This window comes from candidate division WOR-3 bacterium, assembly GCA_039802205.1.
Lineage (GTDB): Bacteria > Hydrothermota > Tepidihabitantia > SM23-42 > JAOAFX01 > JAOAFX01.
On sequence record JBDRWD010000003.1, the window covers coordinates 66,608 to 91,734 of the forward strand.

Below are 25,127 nucleotides of genomic sequence, written 5' to 3' on the forward strand. Positions count from 1 at the left end.
CCAAAATCGAAAAAATGTCAAGAGTTTTGCAGGAATCAACAATAGAATGTGAAATTAGAATCAGAAAGGATTCAATATTTCCTTTATCCTCGGCAAATTGACCGGTGGGGGCATCCGAAATTGAATAACCCCGCTCAACTTTTGGTGCATAATTAATAGTCCGATGAATTCGCTCAGAAATATTGCTAATGCCACACCAGTTCCTTTGAAAAGATAGCCGAGGACCGGTATCATCAGCAAATTCATTAGGGCAATCAAAAAGATAACTTTAAAAAATTTTCTCTCTTGGTTAAGGGCCACTAGTGCATAACCCCAGAGGGTGTTGAGAGGTGCAGTGATAAAATAAAGCAAAAGGATCCTCAACACCGGGGTAGCCGCTATAAAGTTGGTCCCATAAATCAATCCAATTATTTTGGAAGCAAATATTCCGACACCCAGTGCAACGATGAGCGTAATCACCATAAGTGTAAGGGTAAAAAGTTCGATTATTAACGGAAGATGAGCAGGATTTTTTTTGCTCGCACGTGAAAGAATTGGAAAAACAAGATAATAAAATACCCGCTCGATGATCAACAATAAAAGCACTATCTTAAAACCCGCACTGAAAAGACCAACTTCTTTTTCACCATATAGCATTCTAAGCCAGATGGTGGGAAGATTGAATACTGCCTGATAAATGATGGTTGCCAATCCAATAGGTAGGGCTGCGGATAACAGATTGGCGAATGCCGAAAAGTTGAACAAAACATATAGCCTTTTATATCTTTTGATAAAGAAAAAAATGAGCAATATTGTGGCAATTGTGTATCCGGCGAAAAAAGCTATGGGTATGGTAAGAATCTGTTTTGGGTTCCGGAGCAATATAAGAATGAAAATCAGATAACCCAGACTCTGGATTATTTTACCGGTTGCGACGATTCCCATCTCTTCCCGCGCTTGAAAGACAAATTCAAGATTAAAGGCATAGGGTATCCCGGTAAAGAGATAAAACAGGATTACCGTTTTAACCTGGGTGGTTCCTGGGATCACGGTAAGCAAAGAAAGGAAAAAAATGAAAAGGAGAAGTGTTAGCGTAAACCTCGCTCCGGTGATTGTGCCAATTAGTGTATTGTCATTTTGTTCCCGGGAGACTTCCCGGGTACCGAGCGTTGTAAATCCGATATTGCTGAAGAGCAAAAGGTAGGTAAGGAAAGCCAGGGAATAATTTATCAAACCAAAACCTTCCACACCCAAGATACGGGCGATATAGGCGTTTGTAATAAATCCGAACAAGTGGCTTAATCCCTCGCCAAAAAAGAGCCTGACAAAATTTTTAGATATTTTGTCCATCATCTCCGATTAAATAAAAAATTTTTACTTTTTTGTCTTTTTCTCGTATGGGCAGAGTTGGTTTAAGGCACAAATGGGGCAGTTTGGATTTTTGGCGGTACAGATGTATCGGCCAAAGAGCACAAGCCCATTGGCGATAAACTGCCAGTCTTTTTCTGGAAAAATCTTTGCCAGGTCCTGTTCGATCTTTTCAGCTTCCTTTGCCCGGCTTAATTTCAACCGCTCGGTGGTAACCCTTATGACATGGGTATCAACGACAATTGCCGGTTTCCCGAAGGCGTTGACCAAGACAGCGGAAGCAGTCTTCCGACCTACTCCCGGAAGCTGGGTGAGTTCTTCAATCGTTGCAGGTATTTTGCCGTGAAACTTTTCTACGATGACCTGGGCGCATTTTTTTATTAAAGCGGATTTCCTCCTGAAAAATCCGAGAGGTTTGATTATTTTGCATAAATCAGCCATGTCGGCATGGGCAAGTTTTTCAGGTGTGGGATATTTAGAAAAAAGCATTGGTGTCACTTCGTTTACTTTTTTATCAGTAGTCTGGGCGGATAAAAGAACGGCAATCAGCAGTTCAAATTCATTTTTATAATTTAATTCAATCCGGGGTTCTGGAAAATGTTTTTTTATGCCTGCAATTATCTTTTCGGCAATTAATTTTTTATCTTTTTCCATCATTTTCCTCCATTTCAATCATACATTGTAATATCTCCAGTTCATTTTTGTCAAACCAAATTAAGTTACACTCACTACATTCATCAATTTCAATAAGATAGGCATAACTGAAAAATTTTCTCATCATTGGTTTCCCGCATTTCGGACACCTTCTTTTTTCCAAAGCAGGAATGTATAACTTGGGATTCAACTTTTTCCCTCGTGTTTCTTTATACATCAACTTAGCACACCGGGTTAACTCGTCAGGGAATGTTTTGTCTTTCCGGACGATTATGCGGGGTAATTTTTCTTTTTCCACGAGCGAACCACCACAGAAGGCGCAGAGCCAGATGTAAAGTCCTTCATATTCCTGCGGAATCAGCCACTCCTTACAAAGGGGACAGAGACGCCGCATTTTCCCGAGAGGAGTTTCTTTTATCTTTAAAAAATTGCTGAGTGTGGGTACATTTATGGCTTTCAATATCGGGCCATCATCACCAATTTTCACTTCCGTATCAGGAGTGAGCCAATCCTGAGCCTGGAGCTGGTAAAGGGTAAAGGGTCCGAACCATTGGTCATCCTTTTGGGCAAAAACCACGAGCGGGGGTTTTTCGCTCTCTTCGCCGCCTGATTTTTTATAAGTGATTTCGGTAATCTGACTGATATCTGCATGGGCTTGGTCAAGAATTAATTGGAGTCTTTTCTGAAGGGGTGGGTGGGTGGAAAAAAGATGGGCAACGATATCCTCTCGGTCTTCCAGGGGATTTGCTTCAGGGCTGACGATAAAAATCGGCGTCAGATAACTTGGTGGACCACGATAATGGCTAGCGATTTTATAGAGTGCCCGAGCAAGACTCAAGGGATTTCGGGTGTATTTTATTGCGTTTATATCAGCCCGGTATTCCTTCTCCCGGGATATGAAAACGTATAATAACTGGGAAAGAAAATTCATGATTAAAAGAATGATGAATACTGGAGCGGTAAATAGCGCTCCAGCAATTGCATTCCTTTGTCCTTTGCTGTAAAAAAACTCCTCGGTAGTTTTGCCCATTTGGTTCAGATTTTTGAGGATGCCATCTAATATTTCTCCATAAATGCCAAACAAACTACTGGCAACAGTTGTCAGGAGCGAGTCATTGGAGATGATGTGAGCCATCTCATGGGCGACTACTGCCTGGAGTTCATCGCGTTTGAGCCGGGAAATCGAACCTTCGGTCACACCGATGATATTCCTCCCATAGATATCCTGGAGGGCAAATGCATTCATAGCAATCGTGGGTAGGACATAAGGTTCTACTTTTATCCCACCACCTGCAATGGAGATTTCTTCGAGGATATTCTGGAAGATGTAGTGATACCGGTCGCTTTTATCTGGTGGGTGGGCATTAAAGGTTTTTAATATTTTTTCCACCATCTTCCGATTGGTATAAAACCAGTGTCCAAGGGCAAAGACGAAGGCGAATGTAAGGATAATGAGGGTGTCGTTCCCTATCAGGTGAAATTTCATTTGGGGATTTTCCAATGATAATCGGAAATGGATTAGTAATTTAAAGATTGTCCAGATGCCAAAAAAAGAGATAAAATAAAAGAAAACCAAAACACCAAAGAGGAGATAGATGATATGGGTTTTCTCCTTTTCAATATCCCAGAAGACTTTTGACTCCTGCGGCATTTTTTAAGATTATCCATTTTCAATACAAAGTCAATATAAATATTTGCTGAGTTCCTCTCCATAGTTTGTTAAATTATTTTTATGCCGCTGGATTATTAAAGGTAACCGCACCCTTCAGGGTGCGAGATAACCCAGGATTTAAAAAGATTTATCCGCAGGCTAAAGCCTGCGCCTACCATTTTACTGGTTACCATCCAAGAATTTCAAATTTATGCAAGGCTAAAGCCTTGCCCTACAAAAGTACCCAACGCTAAATTATTGATTACCCTTACAAATCTTGCCCATGGTTTCATCGTTCTTTCATAAGATATAAAAAAAATATGGAGAGAACTCAGAAATATCTAAATTGAGTATTGAAAAAGCAATCTACAGTTACTCGTTCAGGTGAGACTAAATTAAGCAGAAATTACCATCTGCCCTCGCTGAAAGTACTCTATAACCTTTCTGAAAAACCTTGTTATTCTTTTTACACTTTTTGAATCAGTAGATTTGTGCCTGGTTTCTTAGTACCTGATAAAGTTTTTTATTTTCTGCCCGCAATTTTTTCTCTACTCGCTGGAGACATTTTACCAGGATATCAAAGGTGAGTTCTTTTGCTAAAACTCCAGGAAGATTTTCTTTCGCTGAGCGAATGATAGATAGTTTCTCGTTGGGAACAAGATCTTTTAATAATTCCCCATCTCCCTGTGCGGAGATGACCTTGGCAATGAGCAGTTTCATTTCTTCACGGAGCAACTGCCAGAGTTCTTTTCCCTGAATGTGGGCAATCAATCGTCCCATAGCAAGAGAGACTGAAAGTATCGCATTCATTCCTAAATTGCCTTTGCGTTGCATGATTTCAATAAACTCATCAGGAGAAGCATTTTTGTCAATCTTACCCCGGGCAATGGCGATCTCTTTTTCGAGATTGAGCAATATTTTGTCAATCATTGCGATGGAGGTAAATTCTGACAATTTGCGGCCTAAGAAATGGGGAGCGATGATGGTTACAATGTTATTTACAGCGTTCAAACATCCTTTTCCTTCATAGCGCTGGACCATCTGCCATAGTGCTTCCAGCTGGGAGTCATTCTTTTCCTGAATATCTGATTCCTTAATTCCCTTTTTAAATTTAAAAGTTTTATCCGGCTGCGGTGAAAATAAATCGGGATACTTATCGGTTAAGATTGACTTCTCAATGGTACTATCTACAAGATGAATAGCTTCACCAGTACCAGCAGAGGTTCCCAGGGGAGTGGAACCGGTCATTTTTAATATCTTTTTGTATTCGGCACTTCCCGGGATTCCGGCGTAGATATTGACCCCAACACTAGGGATACCAGCATTGGTGGGTTCTTCATAAGCAATGATATCCGTGATCACGAGATTGTTCAAAAAATTCCTTACTTCGAGGAATTCTTTTTCTTCAAATTTCTTATCCTGGGCACTCAGGAGTTCTTTCATTATCTTGGTGATGGCACCGTACTTAAAGAGCCTTTCGGTGTTGGCACCGCCTCCTGCCTTCAGCCCCATAGTATTAGCCGAAAGGGCGATCTGCGCCTCCATATCATCATTTGGCGATTTGGAACGATGGGAGACGAGTAAATCCATTCCCTTACCCAGGGCTACCAGCATGGCAATCAAGGTTTCGGAAAGGGTTCCGATCTGATTTGCCTTGATAAGCGCCGTATTCATGAGACCATCATCGGCACATTTTTCAATTGTGGAGTCTTTGGTGGTGACAATATCGTCGCCGATTATGAATAACGTATCGCCAAATTCCTTCATCAAAAGTCGCCAACCTTCATAGTCGTCTTCTGCAAATGCATCCTCAAGCGAAAAGACCGGGAGTTCATCAACAGTCTTTTTATACAATTCAAGCAACTGATCGCGGGACATGACCACTTTTTCTTCACTACGCCAGAAATAGTACATACCGATTGCATCAGGTTGGTTGAATTCTTCCCGGTAGGCATTGCTCAATTCACTAAGAGCCGGGTCAAAGGCAAGTGCGATATCTTCACCAGGGCGGTATCCGATATCCTTTATTGCCTGAATGGCCATCCGCCAGAGGCGTTGTTCAGGAACAATATCGCCTGGCTCTTTGGCGATGTAAGGTGCCAAACCACCCTCCAATCCGATTCCCATCACCCGAGCACCTTCTGATTTTTCAATGATTTCTTTTAACCGGGTTTGCAGAGCAACCGTAATCATCTGGGCTTCTTCGTAATTTTTGGCACAAAGCGGTAGAAACATCATCTCCTGCATACTGATGTTACTTTCTGGATACTCTTTTTCGGTATGTCTGCCCCCCATACCACAATTCCGGAATTGCCAGGGTGCGCTCACCACCTCACCATCTCGCAATTTGATACTTTGGATTCTTTTTTCCATCATCATCTTTTTTACCTCTTGCGCTTTTGCCCGCCAGCCCACCTTTGTTACTTCAATCCGTTCAGCCTTTTGCTTTGCTTTGGTTTCCCGTTCTTTGAATTCTCGGTATTTTCCAGGGTCGGCAAGAAGGAAATCGAGTAATCCCACCGTGCCTATGCCTAAGCATAAACGACCCAGATAGACAGAAATGATATAATCACCAATCAGTCCCACCGCCAAAAGGATTACTGCAATTGGAAGCATTATCAGCGCCATGTTTCCGCTGATTTCAGGCCCAGCAGCGGCAACGCTGAGATTGAATGGTGCCTCAGGGTAATAAGTTAATCCTTCTTTTTTGACTCCGACGAATTTTCCGTAGGGAATCTTGATGAACATTTCTATATACCAGAATAATTTACTCAATCCCGAACTTTTGTATCGCTTTTGTGCAGCCGGAAGAATGTTCTCATTCAGGGCATTGAGTTTAACTGCTCGGAGATAATGTCCCATTTCATGAATGGCAACCCCGGTATGAAAACTTACAAACCAGAAGATTGCAGAAATTATGGTATCAAAACTTGTGAAGACGAAGCCCAGCACCTCCTTTCCCTGCAGACCTTTGGGAATACACAAAACAGAGGAGATAAAAGCAACATGGAAGGAAACAAGGATATGGTTGGCGATTACCCAACCGGAATGGAGTTTTTGTTTTAAGTGGTTAATGATGTTCTTCATACATTGAGTATATTTAAATCTTCACACGTGTCAATATCACAGTTACTTAATCCCATCCCATATCCACCTATCTCGAATTAAAAATCCTTGCCGCCATTTCAAAATGTGTGGCGATTTGTGAGATAATTAGGGGTATTTCATACCGATACTCTTTTGGTTTAAAAAATTTAAGGAACTTGTTAAAACCGCGCTTTATTTTTCGTGTTTCTCCGCTTCATACCGGAAGTTAATTTTATTCTTTCAACTTTTTATTTCAATGATAACGGTGAGAGATACATGAGGATGGACTCATTTCTTGTATTGATAGAAGTTTAAAAACGGATATAATTAAATAAATGAAAATAAAACGAATTTTGAGCTTTTGCGGATCAATTGTTTTTTTCTTTATTATTGTCTTGGTATCAATTATTTTTATAAAAAATTTCAATTTTATCGTCAATGACCCGGAAGCAGTTAGAGATGAAATTCAAAGTTATGGGTTTGTATCCTATCTTATATATTTTTTGCTTTATATTTTCCAGATTTTTTTTGCGCCGGTTCCAGGACAGGTTTTGAATATAGTTTCGGGGATGCTATTTGGACCATTGAGGGGATTTTTTATTTCGTGGTGTGCAGTGATTGTGGGGGGTTTTCTGGCGATGCTAGGGGTAAGAGTTTTCGGCAAAAAGATCCTCTATTTCTTGGTTGAAGAAAAGGCACTACGGATTGAAGAACAAATAACCAAGAAGGGTTTACCCTTGATAATATTTCTGGCACTATTCCCTAATCCTATCGGCGATGGAATCTTTTATCTGGCGGGTATGACTACGATCTCCTTGAAAATCTTGATAGTCCTGATTGCCTGCTGTCGGATTCCCGGGATACTGTTCTATGTTTTGGCGGGGAACTGGATTATGGATCTGGGACCAAGAGGTTGGCTTATCGGGGGTGGTGGGACTTTGGTTGCACTCCTGCTTTATGTCGTATTTGAAAGAAGATTAGAAACTGCTTTTGAGAAATATATTCAAAGATTTAATATTCCGAAGATTTAATCTTCAAAAAGGGCTTGAACAAATTCCTCGGGTTTAAATTCAATGAGGTCCTCAATCTTTTCGCCAACCCCTAAATACAATACCGGGATTTTTAATTCGGCACATATAGGAATAATAGCACCACCTTTCGCTGTGCCATCAAACTTGGTTAGAATCAAACCGTTGATCCCCAATTCCTCGGTAAAGATTTTCGCCTGTTGGATTGAGTTCTGTCCCAATGTCGCATCAATCGTTAGAAGGGTGAGATCTGGTCCAGGGGGTTTTAACTTACTAATGACGCGTCTAATCTTTTTCAGTTCTTCCATCAGGTCGGTGCGAGTGTGGAGCCTACCGGCAGTATCGATCAAAACAGTATCAATTCCTTTGGTGAATGCCTTATTCAAACCATCATAGACTACCGCCCCTGCGTCCTGCCCTTTCTGAGAACGGACTATTTCCACCCGGGTTTGCCGCGCCCAGATTTCAAGTTGTTCGGATGCGGCATCCCGGTAAGTGTCGGCACTGACCAGAAGAACACTTCCCATTTTCTGATACCGATGGGCGAGTTTCGCCACGGTTGTTGTTTTGCCCGAACCGTTGACCCCACAGATGAGGATGATGAGCGGAGGGACGGGATTTAAAATGGGTGGTTTGATACTGATGATTTTTAATATTTCGTCTTTCAAACGGGTTGGTTCATTACCGATTTTTTCCAGTAATAAATTTGTGTATTTTATTCCGACATCTGATTCAAGGAGAATCTGTTCCAAGGTTGATAGATCGGTGGTCTTTGAGGGGCTGAAGATTCCACTTAGTTTGCCTAAGAAGTTGCGAAGATAGAAAAATGGCATAAGTTTGGTTTATTGTTCGGCTACGGCTATTGGCTCCAGATCTTCAAGTCGGGTGGAGATGATTTTGCTCTTCCCTGGTTTTTCCATGGTGAGGCCATAGAGATAATCGGCATATTCCATGGTTGCCCGGTTATGGGTGATGATTACTACTTGGGTGTGTTGGGATAATTCCCTTAGGAACTTATTGAATCTCACAACATTGACATCATCCAGGGGGGCATCGATTTCATCAAGGATACAAAAAGGAGCAGGTTTGACAAGATAGAAGGCGAGCAAAAGGCTTACGGCCAAAAGCGTGCGTTCACCTCCGGAAAGTTGGTTGATTCTTTTTATTCTTTTGCCTTTCATACGCACCACGATATCAACATCCGAGGTCAAGGGGTTTGATGGGTCGGTTAGAATTAAATCGGCTTCGCCCCCTTCGAAGAATTTAGAGAATACCTCATTGAATTTTTCTTTGATTTCTTTAAAGGTTTCAACAAACCGTTCTTTTGCCCGGGCATCGAGTTCGGCAATTGATTTCAAAAGATTCTGCTTTGCCGCAATTATATCGTTCCGCTGGGCGAGATATTCATCAAGTCGTTTTTTCTCTTGCTCATAGGCGGTAAGGCTTAAAGGATTTATTTCACCAAGCCGCGCCATTCTTTCTTTTATTTCCGCAAGTTTTTGTTCGGGTTCTGGGATTTCTTCAGGTAGATATTCATCCAGATTGGTCTGGAACTCTTCCTGGGCAGTTTTTATCAATTCTTCTTTCTTGTGGTTTAATTCGAAAACTTTAAAATTGACCTGCATGATTATATTCTGGATTTCATCGTGTTGTTTCTGGAGGGCGGTTATTTCATCATAAAGGGCGTCAAGTTTCTGGGATACGGTCCGGAGAGGTTCATCCGGGATTTGTTTTTCTAATAAGGAACGCTCTTCTCTTTTCGCATTCAGGGTATTCTGCAGTTCGGTAATCCGAGCACTGATTGTTCGAAGCGTTGTCTCTTCCATCCACCGGGTTATTTCATCTATTTCATTTCTCAAAATACTGATTTCGTGCTCGGTGGCTTGGAGATCTTTCTCAGCCACCGCTTTCCGTTCACCCAATATTCCAATTTTTAAAATTATCTGGTTGAGCTCTTGATTTTGTGCATCGATTTGTTTTTCGATTTCTCCTAACTGATTTGCCAATGCATTTTTTTCGTCTTGCAACTTTTGCAATTCTTCTTCGTTTTTTACCAGTTGCCCAGTAATTTCTTCGATCTCTCTGTTTAATCTTTCTATTTCCTGCTCAATATTTTTCTTTTCGCCATTAACATTGTCAATTTCCCGGTTGATACTTTCAAGCTGATTTTTGAGTGCATTCAATTGCATGGATAGTTCCGATTTCTTGATATTTAATGCAAATAATTCCTCCCGGTTATTTTCTAGATCCTCTTTAAGATGATTTTGTTCATCAATGAGTTTGCGGCGTTCGTCATTGAGAAATATTAATTCATTCCTCAAAGATTCAGCCTGGATATTGTATTCACTCAGCTTTTGGCTTATTTGAAAATATCCCACTTCTCCTTTCTGGGCATAGACGATATTATGATGAAAAAGCAACCCATCAGGTGTCACGAATCCATAACCAGGGAAACGCGCGCTATAGGATAGCGCCTCTTCAAAATTTGATGCCAGATAGAAGCGCGTAAGTATCGGTGTAATGATTTCATTATGACCCTTAACTTCCACAAATTCTGCGATGCTTTTCAGCTTTTTTAATTCTTCCGGAACCTCTTCACTACTTTTTCTGAGAAGAAAACTGTAGCGGCCAGCGGGTAAGTTTTGTAGATCTTCAGCGGTTAGGGTAGAGGTGAGGAAGGAATTAAGGATTTCATAAAGACATAAATCAACAACAGGTTCATAACCAGGTTGGACGGTGATGTAATCCCGGAACACTCCGATAAAACGTTCTTTGAAATTTTGTTTTATAAATTTCAAATTTTCCATCCTACCCAGTCGGTGGGAGAGGGTTTCAATTAATAGTCGGCAATCATTTAGTAATTCCTGGCGTTGTTGGATTTCTTTGTCGAAATTTTCAATTTTTCTGGTTAATTCATTCAGTTTATTTTGCTGGGTAAGAATAATATTGCTAATCCGATCCTGTTCTTTAATCATTACCTCAAGTTGTTGGTCCAGTTTTGATCGCTCGTCAACCCGTGTGGATAAAGTCAATGTCAGTTCTTCTTTTTCCTTGTTTAACTGCTCAATTACATTTTCTTTGCTGGATTTGTTCAACTCCAACCTTGCCAGGTCGTTTTTCAAAAGCTGGATCTTGAACATCACACCGTCCAATGTTCTTTGTTTCTCCTCAAGTGCTTGCGCAACCGTCACATAATTCTGAGAGAGTGCTTCTAATTTACTCTGTTCTGTCTTCAATTTCTCCTGCCAATTCTGAAGTTCTTGAGTGGCTTCGGTAACTTTTAATTCATTCTCCAAAATTTTCTGGTTCAGATTCTTTAAGTACTCCTGTTTTTCTTTTAAGGAGGCTGTCTTTCTTTCATATTCAAGATTAAATTGTTTTGCTTCGTTCTCGAGCCCAGCTAATTGTTGTTGCAAATCTTCGATTTCGTAGTTTAAGTTATTGATTCGGTCAACGATTTCCTTCTTTTGGATATCAAGATTTTGGAATTCACTCTTCAATTGCTGGCGTGTTTCATCCAGATGATTTAATTTTAAGAGGAGGCTTTGTTTTTGTTGATTCAGATCGTTGAGTTGTTGTTGGGCAGTTTGAAGTTCGGTGATTGTTTTTTCATACTCTCGACGGGCAATGAGCAGGGATAGTTTTTTATACTCTTCCTTTAATTCTTGATACAACTGGGTCTGCCGTGCCTGTCTTTTTAGACTGCGCACGGTTCTTTCCATTTCGTTGATGACATCCTCAAGGCGCAAAAGGTCCTGTTCAGTTTGTTCTAATCTTCTTTTTGTTTGTTCACGTCTTTCCTGATATTTAAGAATTCCGGCAACATCATCAAACATCTCTTTGGTATCTCCGCTGATGATGCGCTCTATTTCCGAAAGTTCCAAAAAGGAATAGGTAAGGGTACCCGAGTTTAGAAATAATGCCTGAATGTCCTGGAGCCGGCATTTTACCCGATTGAGATAGAATTCACTCTCACCATTACGATAATACTTTCTTTTGATCTCAAATTCGCTTCCGAATTGAGGGAAATAATCTTCGTTTTCAATGGTCACAGTTACTTCCGCAAAATTGGAGTCACTCAAACCATCAGCAGAGATGTGGATGAGATCTTCGTTCTTTTCACAGCGCAATGCCTTCATACTCTGTTCGCCAAAAACCCACCTCAGTGCATCAAAAATATTGGATTTACCACTACCGTTGGGCCCCACAAAGGCAGTAATACCAGGATTTAAAAGGAATTTAGTTTCTTCCTGGAAGGACTTAAAACCGTATAATTTTATTTCCTTGATTTTCATTGAGGTTCAGTTCCCAAATAGATAACCCTCTCCAGCAAGGGATGATATTCGCTCCAGGCCGCAAGCGTCCCTTTATTTTTTTTAATCTCTTCATGCATCATTTCCAGTTTGGAGTCCAGATTATCTAAAAAGTGTAGTGCCAGTGCCTCGGGAAATACCGGAAGGATAGGCGAACCATATTCCAACTCTCCATGATGAGAAACCACCATATGCAATAGTTTCAAACGCAATTCTTCAGGAAATTTAGGAATCCGGGCAATTTTTTCAGTGATCATTTCATAACCGATGATGATGTGTCCAAGCATGCGGCCATTTTTGGTGTGGTCAATCTTTTTATTATAGGCATACTCATAGATTTTCCCGATATCATGGAGAAAACTACCTGCAATGACCAAATCGTGATTTAAAAATTTAAATATCTCACAAGTTTTTATACCCAGTTTCATTACATTCCGCGTATGGACTGCCAATCCACCGATTTCAGCATGATGTGCTCTTTTCGCGGCTGGTGCTTTTTTAAAATGGGTGATAAATTGTTCATCGTTAAGGAACTGCTGGATTAAATTCTGGAGATACGGATTGGTTATTTGCTCAAGCATGAGTTTTATCTCAGCGAACACTTCTTCAACATTTTCTTCTACCACCGGAAGAAAATCCTCTGCCTCCACATCTTCCTCAGAAATCTTTGCAATTGAATTTACGACAATGCGCAGCCTTTCGTTATATTCACCCACACTTCCTGTGACAAAAACAAAATCACCTGATGCGATATTTTTCAGTTCATCGCTTACATTATCCCATGCAACACCTTCCATCGAACCGGTGCGATCACTTAGTTCGATTTGGGTAAAAAATCCTCCGTCCTTTTTTTCCCTGAGGATTTTTTTGGTGAGCAAAAATTTCTCTTTTACCAGCTGGCCGGATTTCAGTTCATTTATGTATTGACTTTTCATCGTCAGATGGTATCTTTGGGATTATTGATTTTGTCCCTATTCTATGTCGGAGTTTCAAGATGTAGAATCTTTTTCTTAATCAGGTCAAGTTTTTCCCGCAATTTTGCTTCTTCTTTCTTTTCTGCCTCCAGGGCATTCATGATCTCTTCACGCTTCTGGGTGAGGAGATTGATTTCGTTATTCAATCGGCTTTCTTCATTCTTTAGGACTTCCAGTCGTTTCAATAGTTCGGTTTCAGTCTCTCTTAATTTTTCTACCGACTGCACTACCGGACTGGATTCGTACTCGCGCTTCTTTGTCTGGTATTCGGTTTCCAGCGTTTTTATTTTATTTTCACCTTCCGCTATCTTTTTGTTTATTTCATCCAGCGTCTTCTGGGCTTCGGCTTGTTGTTTTTTTAGTTCCTCAATCTTGGGCAAAAAGACTTCTTCCTGACGGAGATTGATCTCTTCTACTAGTCGGGATTCTAAACCACCAGCAAGGCCAATTGTGATAATCGCAGCAAGAACCGCAAAGACCAATCCGGCGATGAGGATTAATGGATTGGGAGCACCGGCAACTTTTATTTCAGGCATCTGGGGTTTCAACTGGATGTAAATAGTGCCGATCGTTTTGGTTCCCAGATTGATACTAAAGCCACCTTCAAAGATGCCGGATTTCTCCATAATTTTACTTGCGCCTCCCGGATTCAGCGGTGAATAATTAGTGCCGAGCATCTGGGCATTGGAAGAGGCGATAACCTTATTGTTTTCATCAGTAAAGTTTACGTTTAAAATCTCAGGATCATCCTGTCTTAGGGCGGTGATGATCTCGGAAAGCTTGGCGTCGTCTTTTTCAATGATTGCATCCTGGACAAATGTCGCACGGGCAATGAAATTGCCGATGTTTTGGATTCTCTTATTGATTATTTCGGTTAAGACTTCTTTGCCATTTACCGATTTTTGTCCCAAAAATTTAGGGCTAAAATAAAAGAAAAGTGTAAGAATTACGATCATAATTGCGGGGATGATTCCCAATGTTACACGAGACATTTTAACCTCCTATTCTTATGGTCAATCTATGGGCCTGTCCCAGATTGAAATAGGGTGTGTAGGAATAGTTGATATTGAGTTTCTCTTTTTTTATTCCAAATCCTACCGTCAAACCGGCGAGAAAATCAAGGCCGGTGTCGGTTTTAATCTGAGACAGAAGGGTATTATAAGAAAAACGCAGGATAAAAAATTTTGTTAGGTTATACCCTCCACCAATTCTCAATCCCAGATTCATCAAGCCGGGTTTGACAACATCAAATCCCAGATATCCTTCATTCAATTTTTTAATTACACCCAGATCAATTTCATAAGGTAGTAACTCTTTTTGGCTGATGAAGGGTTTGATACTCATTCCCAAATGTTTGAGGACCAGACCTACTTGGATATTAGAGGGATCCAGCAAATGGAGGACTCCAATATCTACCCCCAACCCCATGGAATAAAGGGAGTCAATCTGCTCATAAACTATTTTTCCTGCAGCACCCAATAGAATGTGATTGATTTTAAAACCTTTGCCGATGTTCAGGTCAATAAAATTGGTGCTGAATTCACCTAATTCCTGCCCCAGGGCATCGGTTTTTTTTATTTTACCACTGTAAAAATATCGCACTCCTGCACCCAGGGTTCCTGATTCGTAACCAACATAACCGAAATGGGTTCCACCGATGTAGTTCATGTAAGAGAATGAATAGTTTGATTTATGATTCAAATTTACACCCGCAGGATTGTAATAGATATTATGGCCATCACCATAAAGGGCATACCCCATGCCGCCTCTTTCTGCGATGGGATCAACGAGGAGATATTCAAACCCGATATCACCCAAAAGGAAAAATAATATCAAAATACATCCCATGTTGAGTAATTATACCAAAAATTTCCTAAATGTCAATGATTAATTTCAGCCCTGATTTAACTCCTGGATGATTTGACTAAATTTATGAGCTTCGTCTTTCCCAATCCACTCCAGCCGGACGCGGCTTGGAGGCAAACCCAGCAAGGCGATTGTCTCAGCAAGAAATTTTTCTCGGGCACGTGCTTTAAAATTGCCTTCGCCATAATGGCAGGCATCGGGATAACACCCTCCGACCAGGACACCCCGGACACCGTAATTAATGGCTTGAAGGATATGGGTGGGTTCCACTGCTCCACTGCAGGGGACCCGGAGAATTTTTACATTCTCTGGGTATTTTATCTTCATCGCGGCCGCTGCCTCAGTGGCATTATAGGCCGACCATTTACAGAGAAAAGCGATGATATCACCAGTTTTTGCGGTGGCTTCAATCCATGCGGATATCTCCCGGGCGGTAAATCTTTCCAGACGGCTCGCTGCGGCCGGACAGGCACTTGCACATATTCCACATCCCATACATAGGTCGGAACGAATTTTTATCTTTTCTTCCTCAATGCCAATCGCATGATAAGGACAGGAACTGATGCAGGTCTTGCAAAGGCTACAATTTTCATCATTGACATAGGCATTGGGTTGAGTTGTTTCCAATGAAGATTTTTGTAATAGCGAGATGACCTCATGGGCGGCCTTCCGGGCATCCACTAATGTTTCAGCGACCCCTGCCGGGAAACTGGCTGAGCCCGCCACGAATATACCACGGGGTATTTCAGTATTACCTAATTTTCCATTCTCAAATAGCACCGGAAATCTTCCGTCAAGTTTTATCCCTACTCTGTTGAAGGTTTCAATATCCGGGAGAAAACCGCCGCTGAGGACGACCGTATCCGCGTTAATCTCTAAAAGTTCGTTGGTATAGAGGTCTTCCACTTTAACGATAAGATTCTCCCCTCGTTGCTGGACCTCGGAAGGTTTGCCTTTGATGAAAGATATTCCCAATTCCCTTAAAGTAGTATAAAAATATTCAAAATTGCCGTAACTCCGCATGTCCATAGCACAGACAAACACCTGGGTATCAGGGTAGCGGTCTTTCACCAATTTGGCTTCTTTGAGGGCGAGGAAACAGCAGACCCGAGAGCAATAGGCAAGATGGGCATGATCCCTTGAGCCTGCACAACAGATGAAGACTACTTTTCGGGGCACGAGCGAACCATCGACAATCTTTCTCTCAAATTCAAGGGTATTGAGTACATGGGGAAATCGGCCGTAGCCATATTCTGCTACCTGGCTTAGGTCATAAAATTTTAAGCCAGTAGCCACAACAACAGCACCAGCGTTTATTTCGACAATTTGGTCTTTTTCACTAAGTTCAATCCTACCCGGACAAACTTTTATACATTCACCACACTTGGTGCAGGCAGAAAAGTCAATCGCATAAAAATGTGGATAGGTGTTTGTTGTATAAATTGCCTTACGCAATCTACCATGGTCATTTACCTGGACCGGACAGACGGCTACACAGGCACCGCAATTATTGCATCTAACAACTCCCCGGGGTTTAATTTTTATTTTTATCTGGTAGTCTCCGATCGTCCCCTTGATATCCTCTATCTCACCATTGCTTAATATCTCAACATTCTTCTTTTTTATCACCTTGGAAATCAAGGGCAGGATAGTGTGACTCCAGGGGGTCCCTTCAGGATAAAGGCGGTCCAGTTTGGCAACTGTTCCTCCAAGAAATGGTTCTTTTTCCACCAGATATACCTTAATCCCGGCCGCGCTTAAAGTTTCTGTCAGGTCAAGCCCTGCTACACCCGCACCGATGACCAGTGCAGTTTTATTTTTTATCGGGAATGATTTCTTTTTAAGCGCTGGTCCAGTTTTTAACTTTGCTATCGCACCCAGGAGTAGTTCTACTGCTTTTTCAGGTGGATGATTTATCAAAAAGACATGGTCTTTTAGATTGACAAATTCGGCATCGATATCGGGGAACAGGCTTTCCAGCAAAGAGGGTGAACATCCGGCGATGACCGTTTTTTCCTCAGGTTCAACTGTTATATTCCCATTGCATAGATTATCATACCATTCAATCTTTATTTCGGGTCCCAAATTTAAATCCGGTAGGTTTATTAAACCGTTGCAACGGCAAAGAATTAATTTCATTTTTGACTCCTTTTATAACTTTGAGAGAATATTATCTGGTCTAATTCGATTGAATTTTAAGCCACAGGCATCGGGATTGAGTCCCATTCCCAGACCCAGCAATTGTGGATAGTAAAGGACAGGGAGATTATATGATGCATTAAACTTTGTTTCCACTTTCCTTTGATTGTCTTCATACATCACCGTACAGAAGGGACAGATGGAGATCAGGGCATCAGCCCCATTATTTTTTGCTACGGTGAGTTTCTCATTCGCCATTTTTAAAGCAAGTTCTTCATCAACGCCTAATACCGAACCACCGCAGCAAAGCTTTTTTTCCTGATATTCAATTGCGGTTGCCCCGGTGAGCGCCACGAGTTCATCCAGGGTGTGGGGATTTTCTACATTATCAAAAGCATGAAGGTAGGAAGGCCGGAGATAATGGCAGCCATAATGGGCGATTATTTTTAGATTGTTAAGGGGTTTTTTTATCGCTTTTTTAAGATTTTCGATTCCGATATCCTCATAAAGGATGCGGACAAAATGTCGGACCCGGATTTCTTTAGGATAGGTAAAACCAAGATCAGTAAATTTTCGGCGGAATTCTCCGTGTTTTAATTTAATCTGGGCATCTGCAAGCATTGCGGTACAAGAGTTGCAGAGGGTGGCTACATCAAGTTCCAAATTGCTGGCGAGTCCAACATTGCGTGCGGCTAAAAGAAGTGCTGTTTCTGCATCCAGTGCTTTTAAAGGAAATCCACAGCATGATCCTTCTTTGAGATCAACAAATTCTATGCCGAGTTCTCGGGCAACATTACGCACGGCGAGTTCATAATGCTGGGCCCGTACGGGCACCGTACACCCCAGAAAGAGTACATACTTTTTCATTTTGTTATCCTTTCAAAAACTTGGGTAAATTGAAATATTCGAGAAACATCGGAAATCTTCTTGCTAAGTTCGGGCAAGCCAAGACGTTGTCTCTTTTTCAGGTCAAAATCTTCAAGTTCATATAATCTACCGGAATTGTTGAGTAAGTTCAACTGCACTTTTAATCCTTCAGGACAGTAACCCTGCTTGGCCGCATAGTTTTTTATTGCGTTGATTACTTCGGCAACCGGGATACCCTGGGGACACCTTTCCGAGCAGGCATGGCAATGGGCACATAACCATAAAAAGGGCGAGGAAAGGACTTCCTCCTTCATTCCTAAAAGAGTTAAGCGGATAATCTTCCTAGGATTATAGCGGTCATCAAGATAACGGACCGGGCAGCTTGCTGCACAGTCACTGCAGCCAAAACATCTTAATAATCCTGCGTCGCCTTCTTGCTTGATAATTTCCCATTTAAAATTGGCGTCAGCATTCATTAAATTGATCATTTTGCCTCCATATGTGTCGAAATTATATATACTCGAGAAGAAAAATCAAGGGTTTAAATGAGCTATTGATTTTGTTTTAAATTCATGTATAATTTTTAAACATTATGAAAAAATACCGTATTCTTATCGTTGATGATGAAGAGATCGTTCGGACAGCTCTAACCGAATGGTTGGAAAATTTAGGCTATGAAGCAAAGGCTGTGGAAGACGGTTTTAAGGCATTGGAAGCGGTAGAAAATGCGGAATGGGATGCAGCGTTGGTAGATTTAAAAATGCCAAAGATGGATGGGATAGAGACTTTGCGACGAGTTCATAAATTAAATCCGGATTTGCCAGTGATAATCATTACTGCCCATGGAACTGTGGATAGTGCGGTGATCGCCATGAAAGAAGGGGCAGCTGATTATGTTATGAAGCCGTTCAATCCCGAAGAGATTGATATTATTCTTAAAAAACTTCTTGAACATCAGGAGGTTGTGAAAGAAAATATTTTTTTGCGCAAAGAACTTGAAAAGCGATTTCAGCTGGAAGATTTAATTGGTAAGAGTTCAAAAATGCAAAAGGTTTTTGAACTGATCAAAACCGTAGCACCGACCAAATCCACTGTGCTCATCCGGGGCGAGAGCGGGACCGGGAAGGAACTTGTTGCCCGAGCGATTCATAATTTAAGTCCAAGAAGTAGGGGTCCTTTTATCGCCGCAGCCTGTGGAGCAATGCCTGAGACCTTGCTGGAGGCGGAGCTATTCGGATATGAAAAGGGGGCATTCACCGGTGCCCTGAGTCAACACAAGGGTAGGATTGAGATGGCTGACAAGGGGACCCTTTTCCTTGATGAGATCGGTGACATAAGTTTGAAGACCCAGGTTGATCTTTTAAGATTCTTACAGGAGCGGGAGTTCCGTCGGGTGGGTGGTAAGGAGATTATAAAAGTTGATACTCGGATCATCGCCGCTACTAACAAAAATCTGGAGGAGATGATAAGAAACGGGACTTTCCGTGAAGATTTATACTACCGTTTGAATGTAATCACTATTGAAATTCCCCCACTCCGTGAGCGCAAAGAGGATATTCCAATGTTGGTAGACCATTTTTTGAAAAAATTCAATCGGGAGAATAGAAAAGAGATAAATCGAGTTCTTCCAGAGGTGTTGGAACGGCTGATGGAATATGACTGGCCCGGTAATGTTCGGGAACTGGAAAATGTGATTGAACACGCAGTTGTGGTGGCAAAAGGAGATACTATCCAGTTGAAAGATTTGCCCCGGAATCTGATGGACAAGGATTTCACCCAACAAAAGATTATGACTACGGATCTGCGGTTGGCGACGGTGGAAAAGGAGCATATACAGAATGTGCTGAGACTCTGTGGCTGGAATATAAAGAAGGCAGCGTCGCTTCTTGGTATCAATCGAGTTACTTTGTATAATAAGATGGAAAAATACGGTTTAAAAAAGGCTAATCTTTAATTAAATAAAACAAAGATTAACACTGTTTCATTCCATATCCTTCTGTATCGGAAACGGGCTTTATGATTCAACCCGCAAAGTTTAATTTTTTTAAACAACAGCATTTTTGCCTTTCTTCCGTTCCGGGCGGGTGGCCGATGATTTTGGGCTAATAGTAGCAGAGATTTAAAGACGATGGAGAATGACACCGTAGCCGAATCTCCTTAATAAAACGCAGCCCGTGATGATAAGGAATACCAAGATGATAACGAGATAATCAATGGGATTTAATATTTTATCAAGATAGAATGTTCTTTCTTTATCTGGTTTGAATTTTTTAGATTCAAGGGCGAGAAATAGATTATCCATTTTCTTTACGGTGGTTACAAATATTGGAATGATCAGTGGGAAATGATTTCTTATTCTCTGGAATAAATTTCCTTTCGTCAAATCAAGTCCACGGAGCGTCTGGGCTTCGATGACGATTGTCCCTTCCTGTAAAAATAACGGGACGAGTCGAAAAGCCATAGCAAGGGCAAAGCAGAAGGGATAGGGGAGACCCATTTTGTGGAGTCCAAAACTTAATTCCTCAATCATGGTGATAGTGAAGAATAACAATCCAGTGAGAACCATGAGATCTAAACGCAAACCCATACCACACCCATAAGCGAGGGAACGGTCAGTGATGGAAAGCGGTCCGAGTTTAATCAATATCCTTCCTTCTTTGATAAAAAATGACCACATAATAGTGCTAAAAAGGAATAACAAAATCAAAACGATACGCATGCGGTACACATTCTCCATTCCTCCGGCATAATAAATCATGAATAACACCACAAGTAGAAAACCCAGAAGATATAGGGGGGAATTGAAGATGATGGCGACAAAGAAACCGGTGGTGAGGATTAAAATTTTCACCACTGGATGACGGGCGTGAAAAAAACTATTCTTTGCTACATAGAGATACATTTTTTAAACTCTGCAACGGTGAGCACATTTAGACCGAGCCGATTACCCAGACGGCATACCGAAGGGGGCTCCAGATGGTACCGCCATAATATCTCTTCGTTTTTAAAGACATCTCTCGTTTCTCCGTCCAGGACGATCCTGCCGTTAGCCATGACCACGGTCCGGTTGGTGTATTCTGTGACGAGCCACATTGTATGGGTGATAATGATAATTGTATAACCTTTGTCATTGAGTGTTTTTAATAAATTCATGATCTTTATCTGTTGTTGATAATCAAGGCCGGTTGTGGGTTCATCAAGAATGATTATTTCTGGTTTGAAAGCCAAAACAGTTGCTACAGCAAGACGCTGTTTTTCATCTCTGGTCAGTGTAAAGGGGTCTTTATCTTCATAACCCTCTAATTCACACAGTTTCAGCACAGTTCTTATTGCTTCTGTAATCTTATTCTCAGGCCAACCAAAATTTTTTAGGGCAAAGGTGATTTCTTCTTCTACTGTATTACAGAATATTTGATGGTCAGGATTCTGGAAAACATAGCCGATCACCCCTGCTAATTCTTTGCGATGATATTCCCGGAGGGCTTTATTCTTTATCCGCACGATACCTTTTTGAGGATTTAATAAGCCACAGAGTATCTTTGCGAGAGTCGTTTTTCCCGAACCATTCTGTCCAATGATTGATAAAAAGTCCCCATGATTAATCACAAGGTTGATATCATCCAAAACCGGAACACCTTTGTTATAGGCGAACGAAATGGCAGTGCATTCAATTAATGGTTTAGTAGTTGGGATAGTCTTTTTGCTGAAGTCAATTCGCTTGAGAGGGATATTATTTTCTTTAATATAACGGAAGGCATCTTCCACTGTTAGAATGCCGGGGAAAATTTGACTGGTATCGAGCGGACGAATTCCGTTATCCTCTAAAAACTTATTTGCGCTTAAAATTTTTTCAGGTTTCCCATCGGCGATAAGTTTGCCTTCTCTTAAAATCAAAATGCGTGCTGCTTTCAGCGCCTTTTCGGGTTCGTTATCGATGATGAGCTTAGTGCCGCTGACTTTACCGAAGATGTCATAAACCATATTTTTTCCAGCTGGGTCAAGGTCGGTCGTTGGTTCATCAAAGACAAAAATCTTAAAATCACCGGCGATAACCGAGGCAATGGCGACGATTTGTTTTTCACCCCCGGAAAGGGAGAGGACATTCCGTTCTGCCAGATGGTTGATTTTTAAAATATTGAGAATTTCTCGACACCGTTTTCTAATCTCATCTGCGGGTATCCTCATGTTTTCCATAACAAATGCGATTTCTAAAAAGACATTGGTAGAAAATAATTGGGTTTCAAAATCTTGGAGCACAATTCCAACTTCCCAAGGACCGTGATTGGAACTCTTGTTAGCGATTATGATTTCTCCTTTCACCTGGGCTTTTATTATGCGGGGGATGAGCCCGGTAATCGTCAGGGCGAGGGTTGATTTTCCACTACCGGTTTTCCCCATCAAGACGACGAATTCACCGTCGAGGATTGAAAGGTTTAAATCCGAGAGAGCAAATTTTGCACTCGGATATGTGACACTCAGTTGCCTTAAAGTGATAATGGGCTTATTGACCAAAGGTTTTTCAAAGTAAAAATAGGCTTAAAGCAACAAGAATTAAAGATGGAATTAGCCCTAAGGCAAGCGAAGAACCACCTTTTGTCCCCTGAGTAAATCCCATTGCGAACAAACTTGATTTATATATCCCAAGGGAGATTGAAATACCGATTATCAAACCCGAAATACCGCCAATTGTCAAAAGTGTGAGTCCAATTTTTTTAATAAAAGGAGTTTTTGGTTGGGGTAGGTCTTCTTGGGGCATGACCTCTGTATAAACGAGGTGCCAAGCGTGAAGGCGTTTGTGCAAAGAACTAATCAAAATAGGCGAGAGAATGGCGGCAACCACAAAATTGTTCAAAAAGATAATACTTCCCAATGCCGCAAAAGGGACAAGTCCAAGCATGTCTACACCCCAAGCGATGACCACTGCACACACAAGGCTGGCATTGAGGATGGCAAGGAGGAGGGTAAGTATGTTTTTATGAGCAGGAGCAATTCGACCGTTTTGTTCAGGGGTGGCTATTGAATAGACTTTATATGGAATCAGCCCATAGAGAAAATTGCCGATAAAGCCAAAGATACTTCCAAGACCGAAGGTGCCACCCAGAGCATCGCCGATGAAGTTACCAATTGCTGAACCCCAGGCACCTGCAGGACCAAAAAAGACTGAACAGACAATAGGGATAGCGTTAGCAGGTCGGAATTCAGTAAAGCCAGGGATTAGGGGGATGACGACTTTAAAAGGAATTAAGATTGCAGCATAGATAGCGGCACTGAAAGCGGTTAGAATTATCATTTTGGTATTTTTCCACATCGTAAAAATCTCTTTCATGGCTTAATATTATTTAAAATCTTTGGCTGGTCAAGAGAGGTTATTTTAGCAAAACCACCTTAGTGGTGTACATTTTATTGGCAATTTCGCTTTTTATTATATAAACACCCGCGGGTTCATGAAGCATATTACTATTGCAATAATTCCAGAAAATCCGGTAATTACCGCGGGGAAATTTTCTATTTACCAAAATGTTTAATTCTCTTCCCAGGCAGTCATAGGTAGCAATTTTTACTGCGCATGGCTCTTTGATATTAATTTCAATAATGACCTGCTGATGCGCAACACTGCTGCGAACAATGACAGGTTTATGAGCACTTTCATTTTCATTTTCTTTAAGCGATAAATTATGGCCTGTGGGTTTTAACCAGGGATCACCAAGCAAGGTCATTCCATAATGCCAGCATAATTCGTCGAATGTCACACCGTTAGAGGTAATATAAGTAAACCAGTCTTTGAACGCCTGCCCCAGGGTTTTCTGTTGGGAAAGGGGTTGATAGAAATAATAAAATTCAAGCATACTTCCGGTTTTCGTAGAGCCAATGGCACCCAGTCCATAGCCCTGATTGAAGATTGCCTGTCCACCACCATAACCGCTCGTCGTGTAACGAGCAAAAGAACAGGCAAAATGGTTATAGAAATTTGCCGGCGGGTTTTGAGTTGTGTATTCATTGGCATAGTAATAGTCATACGCATTTCCGTTATTGTATGTGAACTGATGTAGATTAGGAGAAGAATGGGCAAAGACACTTACCCATGCTCTGGGTGTATTCAGTTTACTGCGATATATTGAAGCCCGGGTCGTTTCCGCATGCCAGTAATTGTTGGTATCGGGATATAGAACCGCCAGTTCATATGCCCATTGGGGTGCCCAAGGAATCCAGTCATCATCACAGAAAAAGAGCGCCCGGCGCTGTAGAGCCAGGGTATCCCACCGGTAGGCATTGTTCTTGCGAAAATAATTTTTTAAAACGACGGTGTCCGTTCCAATTCCAGTAGGTGTGAGTCTGCCGATATAAATTTCCGGATTGATATTACCGGTATGCCCATCGTATTTTCCATTGCCAGTATTCATGGTATCAAGCCATATGCCATTTAAATCCATGTAAAATAAATCGATAGGAAACTGAGTATAACCATATTGACCAAAGTCATTAGCAATTTCAAACCAGGCCACAGGCAGGTTCCCGATAAATAGCGCACCTTCGATGTTGTGGTTATTGTAAAGACTCTGCAGAAATGTGCGGAGGGATTCAGGCGTGCCACCCGCGATCTGATAACTAAAAATAGTAAAACCCTCTCGCTGGAGATTGTTTATCAATTGGTTGATTTCATCAGTCAAGGCATTGGCAATATTTTGTTGGGTGAGTATTGCTATGTTCCCTGCCCTACCATCGCCATGCTCTATTCTGTCCATTTTATACGAAAAATCTGAGTAGGGGTTCTGGGCAATCCATTCTTCATATGTTTCAGGCCTGGTTCCCTCAGGTCCGGCCCAGCGTAAGAGGGGGATATTACTGTAATCAACCGTCCATAAGATCGAAAGAGGAAAAAAGACTAATATATTCATTTTACACCTCACCATAGAGATCGGGGCGGAGGGATTTGAACCCTCGACCCCTTGGTCCCAAACCAAGTGCGCTAAGCCGCTGCGCCACGCCCCGGAACATAAATTTCTCCACTGGGCGACATTCACTTTTTCAAAAATTCCATTTCCTCCAGAATAGAAGATAATAGATTATATCAAATTTTGGGAACAAGTCAACAAAGAATTTTACTGAGTACTCCTCACTTTTAATCTTCGGTTGGGCATAACTTTTTGAAACAAAAAAGCCACGGGTATTTGGATAAATCCAGCTTATCCAATAATTCTAA

18 protein-coding genes and 1 tRNA gene are annotated in these 25,127 nt (G+C 41.4%); 2 read left to right on the top strand and 17 right to left on the bottom strand.

The genetic code is table 11. The features are described from left to right. Positions 1 to 60: 60 nt before the first annotated feature. The 4 genes from ABIL39_01320 to ABIL39_01335 form a co-directional block, all read right to left on the bottom strand. Complete coding sequence (locus ABIL39_01320; GenBank protein MEO0164762.1) at positions 61 to 1,329, bottom strand: flippase; 1,269 nt, start codon at positions 1,327 to 1,329, stop codon at positions 61 to 63. A 24-nt stretch (positions 1,330 to 1,353) separates the two neighbouring features. Next, positions 1,354 to 2,001 (bottom strand): endonuclease III, encoded by a 648-nt coding sequence (gene nth, locus ABIL39_01325; protein MEO0164763.1) that lies wholly within the window; start codon positions 1,999 to 2,001, stop codon positions 1,354 to 1,356. Then, the gene (locus ABIL39_01330; GenBank protein MEO0164764.1) at positions 1,988 to 3,652 is read right to left on the bottom strand and encodes a zinc metalloprotease HtpX; all 1,665 of its coding nucleotides are present in this window, start codon (positions 3,650 to 3,652) and stop codon (positions 1,988 to 1,990) included. The genes nth and ABIL39_01330 overlap by 14 nt, the downstream gene beginning before the upstream one ends. Before the next feature lie 480 nt (positions 3,653 to 4,132). Then, positions 4,133 to 6,739 carry a hypothetical protein gene (locus ABIL39_01335; protein MEO0164765.1) on the bottom strand — a complete coding sequence of 869 codons (2,607 nt, stop codon included), beginning with the start codon at positions 6,737 to 6,739 and terminating at the stop codon, positions 4,133 to 4,135. A gap of 335 nt (positions 6,740 to 7,074) precedes the next feature. Here ABIL39_01335 and ABIL39_01340 point away from each other — a divergent pair, with 335 nt between their 5' ends. Next, on the top strand, positions 7,075 to 7,770 hold the full coding sequence (locus ABIL39_01340) for a VTT domain-containing protein (GenBank protein MEO0164766.1): 696 nt from the start codon (positions 7,075 to 7,077) through the stop codon (positions 7,768 to 7,770). Here ABIL39_01340 and ftsY read toward each other — a convergent pair. From ftsY to ABIL39_01380, 8 genes are read right to left on the bottom strand one after another with little or no spacing between them, the layout of a single operon-like run. Further along, positions 7,767 to 8,600 (bottom strand): signal recognition particle-docking protein FtsY, encoded by an 834-nt coding sequence (gene ftsY, locus ABIL39_01345; protein MEO0164767.1) that lies wholly within the window; start codon positions 8,598 to 8,600, stop codon positions 7,767 to 7,769. The genes ABIL39_01340 and ftsY overlap by 4 nt on opposite strands. Positions 8,601 to 8,609: 9 nt before the next feature. Beyond that, complete coding sequence (gene smc / locus ABIL39_01350; GenBank protein MEO0164768.1) at positions 8,610 to 12,062, bottom strand: chromosome segregation protein SMC; 3,453 nt, start codon at positions 12,060 to 12,062, stop codon at positions 8,610 to 8,612. Beyond that, the gene (locus ABIL39_01355; protein MEO0164769.1) at positions 12,059 to 13,015 is read right to left on the bottom strand and encodes an HD domain-containing protein; all 957 of its coding nucleotides are present in this window, start codon (positions 13,013 to 13,015) and stop codon (positions 12,059 to 12,061) included. Before ABIL39_01355 ends, smc begins: the two co-directional genes overlap by 4 nt. Before the next feature lie 41 nt (positions 13,016 to 13,056). Then, complete coding sequence (locus tag ABIL39_01360) at positions 13,057 to 14,046, bottom strand: hypothetical protein (GenBank protein MEO0164770.1); 990 nt, start codon at positions 14,044 to 14,046, stop codon at positions 13,057 to 13,059. 1 nt (position 14,047) lies between these two features. Next, positions 14,048 to 14,902 carry a hypothetical protein gene (locus tag ABIL39_01365; protein ID MEO0164771.1) on the bottom strand — a complete coding sequence of 285 codons (855 nt, stop codon included), beginning with the start codon at positions 14,900 to 14,902 and terminating at the stop codon, positions 14,048 to 14,050. Positions 14,903 to 14,947: 45 nt separating this feature from the next. Next, positions 14,948 to 17,059 (bottom strand): hydrogenase iron-sulfur subunit, encoded by a 2,112-nt coding sequence (locus tag ABIL39_01370; protein MEO0164772.1) that lies wholly within the window; start codon positions 17,057 to 17,059, stop codon positions 14,948 to 14,950. 12 nt (positions 17,060 to 17,071) lie between these two features. Beyond that, entirely contained in the window at positions 17,072 to 17,926 is an 855-nt protein-coding gene (locus ABIL39_01375; protein ID MEO0164773.1) for a CoB--CoM heterodisulfide reductase iron-sulfur subunit B family protein, read from the bottom strand. Beyond that, positions 17,923 to 18,414 (bottom strand): 4Fe-4S dicluster domain-containing protein, encoded by a 492-nt coding sequence (locus ABIL39_01380; GenBank protein MEO0164774.1) that lies wholly within the window; start codon positions 18,412 to 18,414, stop codon positions 17,923 to 17,925. The genes ABIL39_01375 and ABIL39_01380 overlap by 4 nt, the downstream gene beginning before the upstream one ends. Before the next feature lie 104 nt (positions 18,415 to 18,518). Between ABIL39_01380 and ABIL39_01385 the strand changes: the two genes are divergently transcribed. Then, complete coding sequence (locus tag ABIL39_01385) at positions 18,519 to 19,880, top strand: sigma-54 dependent transcriptional regulator (protein ID MEO0164775.1); 1,362 nt, start codon at positions 18,519 to 18,521, stop codon at positions 19,878 to 19,880. A gap of 165 nt (positions 19,881 to 20,045) precedes the next feature. Here the strand turns inward: ABIL39_01385 and ABIL39_01390 are convergent, their stop codons facing one another. From ABIL39_01390 to ABIL39_01410, 5 genes are all read right to left on the bottom strand, one after another. After that, on the bottom strand, positions 20,046 to 20,828 hold the full coding sequence (locus ABIL39_01390) for an energy-coupling factor transporter transmembrane component T (GenBank protein MEO0164776.1): 783 nt from the start codon (positions 20,826 to 20,828) through the stop codon (positions 20,046 to 20,048). Continuing rightward, positions 20,813 to 22,438 (bottom strand): energy-coupling factor transporter ATPase, encoded by a 1,626-nt coding sequence (locus tag ABIL39_01395; protein MEO0164777.1) that lies wholly within the window; start codon positions 22,436 to 22,438, stop codon positions 20,813 to 20,815. Before ABIL39_01395 ends, ABIL39_01390 begins: the two co-directional genes overlap by 16 nt. Positions 22,439 to 22,445: 7 nt before the next feature. Next, positions 22,446 to 23,252 carry a QueT transporter family protein gene (locus ABIL39_01400; GenBank protein ID MEO0164778.1) on the bottom strand — a complete coding sequence of 269 codons (807 nt, stop codon included), beginning with the start codon at positions 23,250 to 23,252 and terminating at the stop codon, positions 22,446 to 22,448. Between the two features lie 40 nt (positions 23,253 to 23,292). After that, positions 23,293 to 24,822: a hypothetical protein gene (locus ABIL39_01405; protein MEO0164779.1), complete on the bottom strand. Its 1,530-nt coding sequence runs from the start codon at positions 24,820 to 24,822 to the stop codon at positions 23,293 to 23,295. A gap of 20 nt (positions 24,823 to 24,842) precedes the next feature. Next, positions 24,843 to 24,916: transfer RNA gene (locus ABIL39_01410), tRNA-Pro, on the bottom strand. Between the last annotated feature and the right edge of the window lie 211 nt (positions 24,917 to 25,127).